This window comes from Mycolicibacterium gilvum, from assembly GCF_900454025.1.
Taxonomy (GTDB): Bacteria; Actinomycetota; Actinomycetes; order Mycobacteriales; family Mycobacteriaceae; genus Mycobacterium; species Mycobacterium gilvum.
In genome coordinates this window covers 91,088-103,901 of sequence record NZ_UGQM01000001.1, presented here as the reverse complement: position 1 = coordinate 103,901, position 12,814 = coordinate 91,088, and the positions used below count along the sequence as shown (strand labels likewise).

At 69.2% G+C, this 12,814-nt stretch carries 11 protein-coding genes and 1 riboswitch; of the genes, 7 read left to right on the top strand and 4 right to left on the bottom strand.

Annotated elements, in window-relative coordinates; all coding sequences use genetic code 11:
- Positions 1–60 precede the first annotated feature (60 nt).
- Entirely contained in the window at positions 61–696 is a 636-nt protein-coding gene (locus DYE23_RS00500; protein WP_172527869.1) for a TetR/AcrR family transcriptional regulator, read from the bottom strand.
- 167 nt (positions 697–863) lie between these two features.
- Here DYE23_RS00500 and DYE23_RS00495 point away from each other — a divergent pair, with 167 nt between their 5' ends.
- Both DYE23_RS00495 and DYE23_RS00490 read left to right on the top strand, forming a co-directional pair.
- Positions 864–1,442, top strand: coding sequence for a TetR/AcrR family transcriptional regulator (locus tag DYE23_RS00495; RefSeq protein WP_115326191.1), 579 nt, complete (start codon positions 864–866; stop codon positions 1,440–1,442).
- A gap of 106 nt (positions 1,443–1,548) precedes the next feature.
- The gene (locus DYE23_RS00490; RefSeq protein WP_115326190.1) at positions 1,549–3,687 is read left to right on the top strand and encodes an FUSC family protein; all 2,139 of its coding nucleotides are present in this window, start codon (positions 1,549–1,551) and stop codon (positions 3,685–3,687) included.
- A 3-nt stretch (positions 3,688–3,690) separates the two neighbouring features.
- Here DYE23_RS00490 and DYE23_RS00485 read toward each other — a convergent pair whose 3' ends face one another.
- Entirely contained in the window at positions 3,691–4,665 is a 975-nt protein-coding gene (locus DYE23_RS00485; RefSeq protein ID WP_115326189.1) for a pirin family protein, read from the bottom strand.
- A 59-nt stretch (positions 4,666–4,724) separates the two neighbouring features.
- Here DYE23_RS00485 and DYE23_RS00480 point away from each other — a divergent pair, with 59 nt between their 5' ends.
- A complete protein-coding gene (locus tag DYE23_RS00480) occupies positions 4,725–4,970 on the top strand; it encodes a hypothetical protein (RefSeq protein WP_115326188.1) in 246 nt (81 codons plus the stop codon).
- An 18-nt stretch (positions 4,971–4,988) separates the two neighbouring features.
- On the opposite strand, the gene ptsP is transcribed toward DYE23_RS00480, so the two are convergent.
- Positions 4,989–6,743 (bottom strand): phosphoenolpyruvate--protein phosphotransferase, encoded by a 1,755-nt coding sequence (gene ptsP / locus DYE23_RS00475; RefSeq protein WP_115326187.1) that lies wholly within the window; start codon positions 6,741–6,743, stop codon positions 4,989–4,991.
- A gap of 72 nt (positions 6,744–6,815) precedes the next feature.
- Here ptsP and DYE23_RS00470 point away from each other — a divergent pair, with 72 nt between their 5' ends.
- From DYE23_RS00470 to DYE23_RS00455, 4 genes are read left to right on the top strand one after another with little or no spacing between them, the layout of a single operon-like run.
- Positions 6,816–7,595, top strand: a complete 780-nt coding sequence (locus DYE23_RS00470) for a DeoR/GlpR family DNA-binding transcription regulator (RefSeq protein WP_115326186.1) — start codon at positions 6,816–6,818, stop codon at positions 7,593–7,595.
- Positions 7,592–8,578 (top strand): 1-phosphofructokinase, encoded by a 987-nt coding sequence (pfkB, locus tag DYE23_RS00465; RefSeq protein ID WP_115326185.1) that lies wholly within the window; start codon positions 7,592–7,594, stop codon positions 8,576–8,578. Before DYE23_RS00470 ends, pfkB begins: the two co-directional genes overlap by 4 nt.
- Positions 8,579–8,592: 14 nt before the next feature.
- A complete protein-coding gene (locus DYE23_RS00460) occupies positions 8,593–10,587 on the top strand; it encodes a PTS fructose transporter subunit IIABC (RefSeq protein WP_115326184.1) in 1,995 nt (664 codons plus the stop codon).
- 38 nt (positions 10,588–10,625) lie between these two features.
- Entirely contained in the window at positions 10,626–10,883 is a 258-nt protein-coding gene (locus DYE23_RS00455; RefSeq protein WP_013470312.1) for an HPr family phosphocarrier protein, read from the top strand.
- 229 nt (positions 10,884–11,112) lie between these two features.
- Here DYE23_RS00455 and thiC read toward each other — a convergent pair whose 3' ends face one another.
- On the bottom strand, positions 11,113–12,699 hold the full coding sequence (gene thiC / locus DYE23_RS00450; RefSeq protein ID WP_011891660.1) for a phosphomethylpyrimidine synthase ThiC: 1,587 nt from the start codon (positions 12,697–12,699) through the stop codon (positions 11,113–11,115).
- Positions 12,692–12,803, bottom strand: a riboswitch (TPP riboswitch). (Overlaps the previous gene by 8 nt.)
- Positions 12,804–12,814 lie beyond the last annotated feature (11 nt).

Here is a 12,814-nt window from a genome sequence, read left to right as displayed (position 1 = left end):
GCGAGTCTATCTAAACAACGGCAGTCGGCCGCACTCGCAGAGTGAAGCCACAGGAAGTTCTCAGTCGGCGACGTTCCAGAGCTTGCCGGCCAGCAGCAGCTCCAGCTTGTGCACGACAGCGCTCAGATCGCTTCGGTCACCGACGAATCCGGCGTAGAAGCCCATCCCCCAGACCACCGCGACGAGCATCTCCACCAGGTGCGTGACGTCCGTGTCGGCGCTCAATTCACCGCGCTCGATCGCATCGCTGACCGCCGCCGACACGAACCTGCGCGAGTTCTTCAACGAGTCGTGCTCATCGTTGATGAGTTCTGGGTGCCGCTGGGACTCCAGCACGGACGTGACCAGGAAGGCCGCGGCGGAGCGGTCGTCCGACTCCGCCTGAGTGGCCACCGTCAGAAACGCGGACAGACGTTCGACGAGGCTCGTGTGCTCGTGCGCCCGTGCGATCGCTTCGCTGACGATGGTGGCGTTGGTCTGCTCGACCACTTCGGCCCACAGAACGCCTTTGCTCGCGAAGTAGTGATTGATCGCGGGGCGCGTGAGATCGGCCCGTATGGCAATCGCCTGGAACGTGGCCGCGTCGTAACCGAGTTCGCTGAATACCTCGCGCGCGGCACGCAGGATGCGCTCCCGAGTTTCAGCGGCTTTCGCTGCGGGAGGGCGTCCTGGACCTCTACTAGCCGTATACGGCACGTTGAAATTGTGCCACACGTCAACCTGCCTTCCCGCACGCTCCTGGTCGACGCCGCGCGCCTCGACCCCTCCAGCAAACTCACAGCCTGACTTCCTGGCGCCCGAATCCCTCGTGATCGGACGTTGCGGACTCCCCATAGCGCGCCGTCGAACTAAGGTTTTTCGGTATGGGGGCAGTGTCATCGCGGGAGGCGTTCTTCGAGGCCGGGCTGGAGGTGCTCTCCGATCGTGGCTACGGCGGACTCAAGCTGGCAACGGTCTGCCAAAGGCTCGGCGTCACGACCGGCTCGTTCTATCACTACTTCGCGAACTGGGGCTCCTACACAGGCCAGCTGGTGGCGCACTGGCACGAGGGCCTGACGGTCCGCGTCGTCGAGGCGGTGCAGTCCGAAGCCGACCCACGCCGGCGGATCGGTCATCTGATCGAGGTCGGCCTCGCGCTGCCGCACGGTGCGGAGTCCGCCATCCGGGTGTGGAGTTTCATCGATCCGCAGGTTCACGAGGTACAGGCCGCGGTGGACCGACAGCGTTTCGACGTGCTCTACGATTCGGCGATACAGATCCTGGACAGTCCCCGCCAGGCCGAGCTGTTCGCGGCATGGGCGGTGTACCTGCTCGTCGGGTACGAGCAGGCCATCCTCCCCCGCGACATCTCCAGCCTTCGCTGGATCGTCAGCCAGCTGCTGGAGGCGCTCGACTCGGGCCGCTTCGACTCCGTGCCGCCGATGAGTGAGATGTTGCTCTGATGTCCCCGCGACAGACGCGGCCGTCTACGCTCCAGCAAATTGTTACAGTTCCCTTACTCTGGCGTCTCAGATCGCCTTTCCGCGGCGTCGAGGTCGACCCGGACTGATGCTCAGCCTCCGCCAGCGGGTCGCAGACCGCGTCGCACAGCGTGATCCCGACAGGGACGCGCTGCGCCGGGCCGTGCGCGCCGCCGTCGTGGTGCCGGCGGCCGGAGCGGTGAGCTTCGCGGTGGCCGGCGGCAGTACACAAACACCGTTGTTCACGATTTTCGGTGCGGTCGCGCTCCTGGTGTTCTCCGACTTTCCCGGCAACCGGCAGAACCGCGCCGTCGCATATGGCGGCTTGGGGCTCAACGGATTCCTGCTCATCACCCTCGGAACCCTGGTCGCGCCGTATCCCTGGCCGGCGGTGGCGGCGATGTTCGTGATCGGTGTCGCGGTGACGTTCTCCGGGGTTCTCAGCGAGACGCTGGCCGCAGGCCAGCGCGCCACGCTGCTGACGTTCGTGCTTCCCGCGTGCACACCGCCGGGTCCGGTGGCCGAACGCCTGCTCGGTTGGACGATCGCGCTGGCCGTGTGCGTGCCCGCCGCGCTGTTCCTGCTACCGCCACGCCATCACGGGCAGTTGCGGCGACGCGCGGCGCGGGCATGCACCGCGCTGGCCGACCGCCTGGACGGCAAGGTCACGCCCGACGACGTCCAGCGCGCGATGGACGCACTCCGAAAAACGTTCCTGGGAGCCGACTTTCGACCGGTCGGCCTCACCGCGGGCAGCCGCGCGCTGGTGCGTGTCGTCGACGATCTCGAGTGGGTCGCCGACCGCACCGGTCGCGGCACCGGTGTCACCCTGCGCGACAAGGACGCCGTGGTCCGGGTTCTGCGCGCGTCTGCTGCGGTACTGAGCATCTCGCGCCCGGCCGACCGCGAGATGGCCCGCGCCGAGTTGGAGGGCGCGCTGCTGGCACTGCGGACCCTGGCCCGGGGCCGGTGGCGCGAGGACATCGACGAGATTCTCGGTGCCCCCGACGATGAGCAGGCCGTGGCCCAGGGGCGAGATCTGCTGCGCCGGCGGACGATCGCGGCGACCGTCAGTGCCACCGGCCGGATCATCGCCGCGGCCGCCGCCGCCGACGCGCGCCCGGTGTGGGCCCGGGCGCTGGGACTGCGCCTGCCACCCACGGGCGCGTCGGACCGCCTGCTGCCCGAAACCGTTGCCGCAGCGAAGATCACCACCGGCTTCGTCGGGAACCGGGCGGTCGCGGTGCGCAACAGCCTGCGCACCGGCCTGGGACTCGCGCTCGCCGTGACCGTCACCCATCTGTTCCCGGTCGAGCACGGATTCTGGGTGGTCCTGGGCGCGCTGTCGGTGCTGCGCAGCAGCGCCTTGACCACCGGGACCAGGGTGTGGCGCGCGGTGGTGGGCACCGGGATCGGTTTCCTGCTGGGAGCCCTGCTGATCAGCCTCGTCGGCGTCGACCCGGTGGTGATGTGGATCCTGATGCCGCTGGCGGTGTTCGGGTCGGCCTACGTGCCGGAGATCGCGTCGTTCATCGCCGCGCAGGCCGCGTTCACGATGATGGTGCTGATCTCGTTCAACCTGATCGCCCCCACCGGATGGGAGGTCGGACTGATCCGGGTGGAGGACGTCTTCGTCGGCGCACTCGTGGGTGTCGCGGTGTCGGTGTTGCTCTGGCCGCGCGGCGCGACGGCGTCGGTCACCCGGGCGATCGACTCGGCGCGCTTCACCGCGGCCCGGTATCTGCGCGCTGCGGTGCTGCACATCACCCGGGGCGCCTACGAGGAACGCACGAACGAGGTCGTCACACTCAGCCATGCCGCACTGGACGCGTCGCGGGTCGTGGATGACGCAGTGCGGCAATATCTTTCGGAAAGCAGCGGCGAGACGGACTTCCGTGCCCCGGTGGTGCGGTCCTCCAACCGCGCCACCCGACTGCGCGGGGCCGCGGATCTCATCGCCGACATTCCCACCCCGCCGCCGCTGGGCACGTACCCGAAGGTGCGGGAGGTGCTCGAAGCGCATACCGACGCGATCTGCGCTCGGGTGTCGGGCAGATCCGAGCCCGCCGCCGCCTGGGTCCCGATCAGCGAGGATTTCGTCCGCGCGCTGCGCTCGGAGGCACGCGAGGACACCCTGGGAGTCGCGGCGGCCCTGCCGCTGCTGACGGCCGCTGCCGCGCTGGGCGAGCTCGAGCTCATCTATCCGTGGAATTCGAGCCCGCCCTGAGCCTCACCGTGTCGGCCGGTACGGCTGGAGCGCGTTCGGCGGGACGGTGCCGAACTTTCCGGCCTGGAAGTCCTCGACCGCGTCGATCAGCTCGGACTTGGAGTTCATCACGAACGGGCCGTACTGAAAAATCGGCTCCCGAATCGGCCTGCCCCCCAACAGCAGAACCTCCATGGCCGGGCGATGGGAGTCCTGGGCGGCGTCCGCGGCGACGGTGATGCGGTCGCCGGGGCCGAGCACGGCGAGTTGGCCCTGCTGGATCGGGTGCCCGACCGGCCCGACCGAGCCGCGGCCCGACAGCACGTAGACGAGTGCGTTGAAGTCGCGGTTCCACGGCAGGTTCACCCTCGCTCCGGGCTCGATGCTGGTGTGCGCCAGCGTGATCGGGGTATGGGTGGAACCCGGTCCGCGGTGACCGGCGATCTCGCCGGCGATGACGCGCACCAGCGCACCGCCGTCGTCGGAGGACAGCAGCGCCGCCTGTTCACCCTCGATGGACTGGTACCGCGGGTCGGCGAACTTGTCCACCTTCGGCAGGTTCACCCACAACTGGATGCCGTGGAACAGCCCTCCACTGTCGACCAGTTCGGCGGGCGGAGTCTCGATGTGCAGGATGCCCGATCCCGCGGTCATCCACTGCGTCGCCCCGTCGGTGATCAACCCGCCGCCACCGTGGGAGTCCTGGTGGGCGAAGCGGCCGTCGATCATGTAGGTGACGGTCTCGAAGCCGCGGTGCGGGTGCCAGTCGGTGCCCCGCGGTTCGCCGGGCTGGTACTCGACCTCACCCATCTGGTCCATGTGCACGAACGGGTCGAGGTCGCGGGGGTTCACCCCGGCGAATGCGCGGACGACCGGGAAGCCCTCGCCTTCGTAGCCGCGGGGGCCGGTGGTGACGCTGCGCACGGGCCGTTCGGTCTCGGCCGGACCGGGGCCCGCGATGCGGGGCAGTTCGAGTGTGTTGGCGGTGACAGCAGGCATACCCCATTGAACCGGACTGCAGTCCGAATAATTCCGGCTCCCCCGGGTACCCGGCGACGATGGCTGACACGAACGATGCGGGCGCCGGCGACTGGGAGGTCGTGGCCGCGACCGCCTACAACCAGGGCAACCCGGCAGACGGCGCCGAGGAGACCTGCGTCGCGCGGGGCACCGAGTTCGAAGCGCGCCGCGTCTATTCCGACACCACGGCACAGGCCGGCGACCGCGGCTACGAGTACGTCAGGCTGCGCCACGACGGTCGCGACGTCGAGTCGTGGCCGCAGGCCACCGGCTGGACGGTTTAGCCCAGGTTTAGCCCGGGTTTAGCCCAGCACGTCGAGTGCCGCCGCGCGCGCTTCAGCCGCGCTGGCGGTGCCGAGCACGGCCCCGGCGGCGTCGCGGCACTGTTGCACCGTCACCGCCGCCAGTCGCGCGCCGACACCCTGCACCGCGGCGGCCGCCGCCGACAGGGAGGTCACCCCGAAGCCGGTCAGCACACAGGCCAGCAGCGGGTCGGCGGCCGCTTCCCCGCACACACCCACCGGTTTGCCCACTGCCGCACCGGCTTTCACCGTGGCGGCGACCAAGGCCAGCACGGCCGGCTGCCACGGGTCGGTCAGGGTCGCGAGCTCTGCGGACATCCGGTCGGCGGCCATCGTGTACTGCGCGAGGTCGTTGGTGCCGATCGACAGGAAATCGACGTGCTCCAGGATCCGGTCGGCCAGCAGGGCCGCCGCGGGAACCTCGATCATCACCCCGGGCGTCAGACCGTGCGTGCGGGCCTTGTCGGCGAAGGTCTTCGCCTCCTCCGCGGTCGCGATCATCGGGGCCATCACCCACGGCGGGTTCCCGGTTCGCTGCCCGGCGGCCGCGATGGCCTCGAGCTGCCGATCCAAGAGGCCGGGGTTGTTGAACGAGACGCGGATTCCGCGCACGCCGAGAGCCGGGTTGGCCTCGTCGGGATGGCCGGCGAACTTCAGCGGTTTGTCCGAGCCGGCGTCCAGCGTGCGGATGACGACCTTGTTGCCGGCGAACGCCTCGAGCACCTCGGCGTAGATGCCGGCCTGCTCGTCGACCGTGGGCTCGCTGTCGGAGTTGAGGAAGCACAGCTCGGTCCGGAACAGTCCGACGCCCTCGGCGGGAGTCTGCCGGGCGGAGCGGGCCGCCGCGCCGTCCTGCACATTGGCCAGTACCGCCACCGCGTGGCCGTCGGCGGTCGTCCCCGGCCCGGACCAGTCGGCCGCGGCCTCCGCGGCGCGGCGCGCCTCGGCGACCGCCGCGCGTGCGGAATCCTCGTCGGGGGAGAGGGTGACGGTGCCGCGCGTCCCGTCGACGAGCACCGGGGTGCCCGCGGGCACGTCGTCGAGACCGGCCACCGCGACGACGCACGGGATCCCGAGCTGGCGGGCGATGATCGCGGTGTGGCTGGTCGGGCCGCCGAGCGTGGTCGCCAGCGCGACGACCAGCGACGGATCCAGACCGGCGGTGTCCGCGGGCGCGAGGTCCTCGGCGCACAGGATCGACGGCTCGTCCGGCAGCGGAACACCCGGTTCGGGGAGGCCGTTGAGCTCGGCGATCACGCGGTCGCGGATGTCGCGCAGGTCGGTGACCCGCTCGGCCATCAGACCGCCGAGCTTGGTGAACATCTCGACGAACTGGTCGATGGCGCCGTCGACCGCGCGCACCGCCGGTGCCCCGTCTCTGATGCGCTTCTCCGCGGCGCCGAGCCAGCCGCGGTCGGTGGCCAGCGTCGCGGTTGCGGCCAAGACCTCCGACGCCGCTCCGGTCGCGTGCGCCGCGCGCTCCCGCAGGCGGCCGGCCACGGTCGCCGCGGCGGCGGTGAAGCGTTCCTTCTCGGCGTCGCGGTCGGCCTCGGCGACGTCGCCGCCGGCATCGAGGTCGGTCTCCGGCAGCTTGCCGGGGCGGATCACGGGTGCGTACTGGACTCCGGGCACCACCGGAACCCCGTGCAGCACCGAGCCGGCTGCCAGTGACGTAGGCGGCGTTGTCGCGGTCATGTGAACCAGGTTACAAGAAACCGTTGACAAGTCAACACATTCAAGAGTAAAACCAAACATATCAACATTGAATTGGCTTCATCTCCACACTCTCCACGCTCACACGAACACCAACCACCCGCTCGGAGTCACATGTATCCGGAAGAACGGCAGCAGGCCATCGCGTCGCTGGTGATGACGAAGGGACGCGCGTCGGTGACCGAACTGGCCCACGCGTACGACGTCACCACCGAGACCGTGCGCCGTGATCTCGCGGTTCTCGACAAGGCCGGGATCGTGCGCCGGGTGCACGGCGGCGCCGTCCCGGCACGTTCACTGCAGCTCGTCGAGCCGGGCGTCGGCGAACGCGACGTGACCCGCGCCGAGCACAAGGACGCGATCGCGGCGGCGGCCGCGGAGTTCTTCCCCCTCAGCGGCGCCAGCGTGCTCCTCGACGCGGGCACGACGACCATGAGGATCGCCGGCCAGATCCCGGCCGACCGCGAGCTCGTCGTGGTCACCAACTCGGTCCCGATCGCGGCCCGGCTGGCCACCACGCCCTCGATCTCACTGCAGCTGCTCGGCGGACGTGTCCGCGGAGTCACCCAGGCCGCCGTCGGGGAGCAGGCGCTGCGCGTGCTCGACACCCTGCGCGTCGACATCGCGTTCATCGGCACGAACGCGATCAGCGCGCGCCACGGCCTGTCCACCCCGGACAGCGAGGAGGCCGCGGTGAAGCGGGCGATGGTCAAGGCCGCCAATTACGTTGTGGTCGCGGCGGATTCCTCCAAGATCGGCCGCGAGGACTTCGTCAGCTTCGCGCCGCTGTCCAGTGTCGACTCCCTCATCACCGATCCCGAGATCTCGCCCGCCGACAGCGCCGAGCTGGCCGAACACGGTGTCGAGGTCATCTGCGCAGGGGGCCGATCGTGATCGTCACCGTGACACCCAACCCGAGCATCGACCGGACCGTCACGCTGCCGTCGGCGTTGAGCCGCGGCGCGGTGCACCGGGTCACCTCGGTGACCAGCCAGGCCGGCGGCAAGGGCGTCAACGTCGCGAAGGTGCTGACGATGGCCGGCGTCGACGCCGTCGCGGTGCTGCCGGCCGCCGCCAACGATCCACTGATCACCGCGTTGCAGGCCGCCGCGGTGCCCTACCGGATCGTCACCACCGGCGAGCCCGCACGCACCAACCTGACCATCACCGAACCGGACGGCACCACCACGAAGATCAACGAGCCGGGCGGAACGCTCGACGGCGCTGCGCTGCAAGCCTTCTCGGCAGCGGTGCTCGGCGCCGCCGAGAGCGCAGACTGGGTGGTCATGTCGGGGTCACTGCCCCCGGGCATGCCGGCGTCGTGGTACGCCGACATCACCGCCCGACTGTCCGGGCAGAACTGCCGGATCGCCGTCGACACCTCCGATGCGCCGCTGACGGCGCTCGTCGACTCCCTCGACCGCGGCGCGCCCGACCTCATCAAGCCCAACGCCGAGGAACTGGCCGGGGTTCTCGGCCTGGACGCCGCGGCGCTGGAAACCGCAGTGGCCGAGGGGGATCCGGCCCCGGTCGTCGCGGCGGCCCGCCAGCTGATCGACCGCGGGATCGGCGCTGTGCTGGCCACCCTCGGCGCCGCGGGGGCCGTGCTGGTCGACAAGGACGGCGCCTGGCTGGCGACACCTCCGCCGATCGTTCCCCGCAGCACCGTCGGCGCCGGCGATTCGTCGCTGGCCGGGTATCTGCGCGCCGAGGTCGCCGGGGCGCCGGCACCGCAGCGGTTGCAGATGGCCGTCGCCTACGGCAGCGCCGCCGCAGCACTGCCGGGGACCACACTCCCCTCCCCCGCCGAGATCGACGTCGACGGTGTTCGCGTGACGCCGATCTCGCCCGTTCCCGTGACCCAGCAGCAACTCTGAACGAAGGTATCGCCATGACCAGCTCCACCCCCGGACCGATCATCACCCGCGACATGGTCCTGCTCGACGCCTCGGTCGACGGGGACAAGCAGGCGGTGATCGCCCGGCTCGTCGACGCCCTGGCCGCGGCGGGCCGCACCGGCGACGCTGCCGGACTCGTCGGCGCCGCGATGGCGCGCGAGGAGCAGTCCGCCACCGGTCTGCCGGGCGGCATCGCGATCCCGCACTGCCGCTCACCGTATGTCGACACCCCGACCATCGGTTTCGCACGTCTGAAGCCCGCCGTGGACTTCGGCGCACCGGACGGCCCCGCCGATCTCGCGTTCCTGATCGCCGCGCCGGACTCCGGCGGCCAGGAGCACATGAAGCTGTTGTCCAGTCTGGCACGGGCATTGGTGCGCAAGGACTTCGTCGAGTCGCTGCGCAACGCCGCCTCGGCAGACGAAGTCGTCGACCTGGTCGAAGGGGTCGTCAACCCGGCGCCGGCCGCCCCGGCTGCGGCTGCACCTACCGCAGCCCCCGCAGCAGCGCCGCCCGCGGCAAAGACGATCGTCGCGATCACCGCATGCCCCACCGGCATCGCCCACACCTACATGGCCGCCGACTCCCTGAGCCAGGCCGCCATGGAGGCCGGGGTGACGCTGGTCGTCGAAACCCAGGGCTCGTCAGGAAGCACCCCGGTGCCGTCCGACACGATCGCCAAGGCCGACGCGGTCATCTTCGCCACCGACGTCGGAGTGAAGGACAAAGGCCGCTTCGCCGGTAAGCCCGTCGTCGCCTCCGGGGTGAAGCGCGCGATCAACGAGCCCGCCAAGATGATCGCCGAAGCCGTTGCCGCCGCGGACAATCCGAACGCCGCCCGGGTGGAGGGCTCTGGTGCGGCTGCCTCAGACGCGCCGTCGGGCAATGTCGGGTGGGGCACCCGCACCCGACAGATCCTGCTGACCGGCGTGAGCTACATGATCCCGTTCGTCGCCGCCGGCGGACTGCTGATCGCGCTGGGCTTCCTGTTCGGCGGCTACGAGATCGCCGACAGCGGCAACGACATCGCGCTGAACAACTCGCTGACCAACCTCCCCGACGGCGGTTTCCTCCAGTACCTCGGCGCGATCCTGTTCACCCTGGGCGGGCTGGCGTTCAGCTTCCTGGTTCCTGCGCTGGCGGGCTACATCTCGTTCGCGATCGCCGACCGTCCCGGCCTCGCACCGGGTTTCACCGCGGGAGCACTGGCGGTGTTCGTCGGCGGCGGCTTCATCGGCGGCATCGTCGGCGGTGTGATCGCCGGCTTCGCGGCCCTGTGGATCAGCAATATCAAGACGCCGGCATGGTTGCGGGGTCTGATGCCGGTGGTCATCATCCCGCTGATCGCGTCGCTGGCAGTGGGTCTGATCATGTTCTTCCTGATCGGCCGCCCGCTCGCCCTGATCAACACCGGCCTGACCAACTGGCTGAACAGCCTCACCGGCACCTCGGCGGTGCTGCTCGGCGTGATCCTCGGCCTGATGATGTGCTTCGACCTCGGTGGCCCGGTCAACAAGGCCGCCTACGCCTTCGCGACGGCCGGCCTGGCCGCCGCCACCACCGGCTCCTTCCAGATCATGGCGGCCGTGATGGCCGCCGGCATGGTGCCGCCGCTGGCGATGGCGCTGGCCACCACCATCCGCCCGGGACTGTTCAGCGAGCCCGAGCGTGAGAATGGTCGTGCCGCCTGGCTTCTCGGCGCCTCGTTCATCTCCGAGGGCGCGATCCCGTTCGCCGCGGCCGACCCGCTGCGCGTCATCCCGTCGATGATGTTCGGCGGCGCCATCACCGGCGCGCTGTGCATGGCGTTTGGAGTTACCCTGCGCGCCCCGCACGGCGGCATCTTCGTGTTCTTCGCGATCGGCAACCTGCTCTGGTTCGTCATCGCGCTCGTCGTCGGCACCGTCGTCGCCGGGCTGACCGTCGTCGCGGCCAAGCAGTTCATCAAGCCCGCCGACCGCACCGACGCCGACCTCGTCGCTGCCTGACCGTCCCGAAGATCCCTCACCAGAAATAAGGAGAACCCATGCCCAGCAAGACCGTCATCGTCGGATCCGCGATCGGCCTGCACGCCCGTCCCGCCGCGATCATCTCCGAGGCCGCCGTGGAAGCCGGCGTTCCCGTCACGCTCTCGGTGGACGGCGGCGAGCCCGTCGACGCAGGATCGGCCCTGATGATCATGACGCTCGGGGCGGGCAAGGGCGCCGAGGTCACCGTCGAATCCGACGACGAGTCGGCGCTCAACACCATCGCCGACCTGGTGGAAAAAGACCTCGACGCCTGACCTCCCAGGCGTGACGCCGGGGCCGCGAATCGTCGCCAGCGAGCCGCCCGGGCGCGGTAACCGCCCAGTTTCGCGAGCGTGCGCGTTGATGGTGTGCCGCGACGCAATGGCGCGAGGTAGGTGGGCAAACAGTCGAAACTGACCGCGGGTTCTGGGCCGGGCGCTAGTCCTGCCTGTCGCCCGGACGTGAAACTTGAACAGGTGCCGCTTGCGCTAGGCGAAGTGGTGGTCACGGATGCAACGGTAGGTAGATGCGATTGCCGTGCTTGGCAAACTCTTGCGATTTGTCCGTCATCCCCTTTTCGTAGGCGTCGCGGACGTCGCGGCTGATGCGCATAGAGCAGAACTTCGGGCCGCACATGGAACAGAAGTGGGCAGTCTTCGCCGGTACGGCGGGCAGCGTCTCGTCGTGAAACCCACAGGCGCTATCGGGATCTAAGGACAGCGCGAACTGGTCATTCCAGCGGAACTCGAAGCGTGCGGTGGACAGTGCGTCGTCCCGTTCCTGGGCGCGCGGGTGGGCCTTGGCGAGATCGGCGGCATGCGCGGCGATCTTGTAGGTGATGACGCCCGTTTTGACGTCGCTGCGGTCGGGTAGACCGAGGTGTTCCTTGGGCGTGACGTAGCAGAGCATCGCAGTGCCGGCCTGCGCGATGATCGCCGCGCCGATCGCGGACGTGATGTGGTCATATGCCGGTGCGATGTCGGTGGTCAGGGGCCCCAGAGTGTAGAACGGTGCTTCCTCGCAAAGCTCTTCCTCGAGGCGCACGTTCTCGACGATCTTATGCATCGGGACGTGGCCGGGCCCCTCGATCATCACCTGCACGCCATGGGCTTTTGCGATTTTGGTCAGCTCACCGAGGGTGCGCAGTTCGGCGAACTGAGCCTCGTCGTTGGCGTCGGCAATCGACCCCGGACGCAGTCCGTCGCCGAGGGAGAAGGTGACGTCGTAGCGGGCCAGGATTTCGCAGAGTTCGGCGAAGTGGGTGTAGAGGAATGACTCGGTGTGATGGGCGAGCATCCAGGCGGCCATGATCGACCCGCCGCGCGACACAATGCCGGTGACCCGATTCACGGTGAGCGGGATGTAGCGCAGCAGCACCCCGGCGTGGACGGTCATGTAGTCCACGCCTTGCTCGCACTGCTCGATCACAGTGTCGCGGTACACCTTCCACGTCAGTTGGGTGGGATCGCCGTCGACCTTTTCCAGCGCCTGGTAGATCGGGACGGTGCCGACTGGGACCGGCGAGTTACGCAGGATCCACTCGCGAGTGAGGTGGATGTCGGCGCCGGTGGACAGGTCCATGATCGTATCGGCGCCCCAACGGGTGGCCCACACCATCTTGTCGACCTCCTCGGCCACCGAGGACGTGACCGCCGAGTTGCCGATGTTGGCGTTGACCTTCACCGCGAACGCCTTGCCGATGATCATCGGCTCGCTCTCGGGATGGTTGTGGTTGGCCGGGATTACAGCTCGGCCTCGGGCTACCTCGTCGCGGACCAGCTCGACGGGCAACCCCTCGCGCTCTGCGATGAAGGCCATCTCGGCGGTGATCTCGCCTTTGCGCGCGCGCATCAACTGAGTGCCGCTGTCGCGCACGACACCGGACCGCTCAGGCAGGCCGGCGGCGAGGTCGATCACCGCGGTATCGTCGGTGTACGGACCCGATGTGTCGTACAGGTCGAGGTGATCACCGGTGGTCAGGTGCACCCGCCGAAACGGCACTCGACCGCCGTCGGACAACTCGCGATAAACCTTCGAACTGCCCGTGATAGGGCCGGTGGTGACGGAAACGGTGTCGGACACAGCAGTCATCTCAGAAGCTCCCTACGCCGGCATTACCCGGTCAGGTTCAGACGGTCGACGGCCCGATAGCCGTCCTCTCAGCGCTCTAGGTGAGCACTCCCGCGAGTGGTCGACCTGAACTTAG

What these genes read in the sequence shown, in the direction of transcription:
- DYE23_RS00495 (WP_115326191.1), top strand. Translation starts at nt 864, where the DNA reads ATGGGGGCAGTGTCATCGCGGGAGGCGTTCTTCGAGGCCGGGCTGGAG.
- DYE23_RS00480 (WP_115326188.1), top strand. Translation starts at nt 4,725, where the DNA reads ATGGCTGACACGAACGATGCGGGCGCCGGCGACTGGGAGGTCGTGGCC.
- DYE23_RS00455 (WP_013470312.1), top strand. Translation starts at nt 10,626, where the DNA reads ATGCCCAGCAAGACCGTCATCGTCGGATCCGCGATCGGCCTGCACGCC.
- thiC (WP_011891660.1), bottom strand. Translation starts at nt 12,699, where the DNA reads ATGACTGCTGTGTCCGACACCGTTTCCGTCACCACCGGCCCTATCACG.
- ptsP (WP_115326187.1), bottom strand. Translation starts at nt 6,743, where the DNA reads ATGTTTGGTTTTACTCTTGAATGTGTTGACTTGTCAACGGTTTCTTGT.
- DYE23_RS00485 (WP_115326189.1), bottom strand. Translation starts at nt 4,665, where the DNA reads ATGCCTGCTGTCACCGCCAACACACTCGAACTGCCCCGCATCGCGGGC.
- DYE23_RS00470 (WP_115326186.1), top strand. Translation starts at nt 6,816, where the DNA reads ATGTATCCGGAAGAACGGCAGCAGGCCATCGCGTCGCTGGTGATGACG.
- DYE23_RS00490 (WP_115326190.1), top strand. Translation starts at nt 1,549, where the DNA reads ATGCTCAGCCTCCGCCAGCGGGTCGCAGACCGCGTCGCACAGCGTGAT.
- DYE23_RS00460 (WP_115326184.1), top strand. Translation starts at nt 8,593, where the DNA reads ATGACCAGCTCCACCCCCGGACCGATCATCACCCGCGACATGGTCCTG.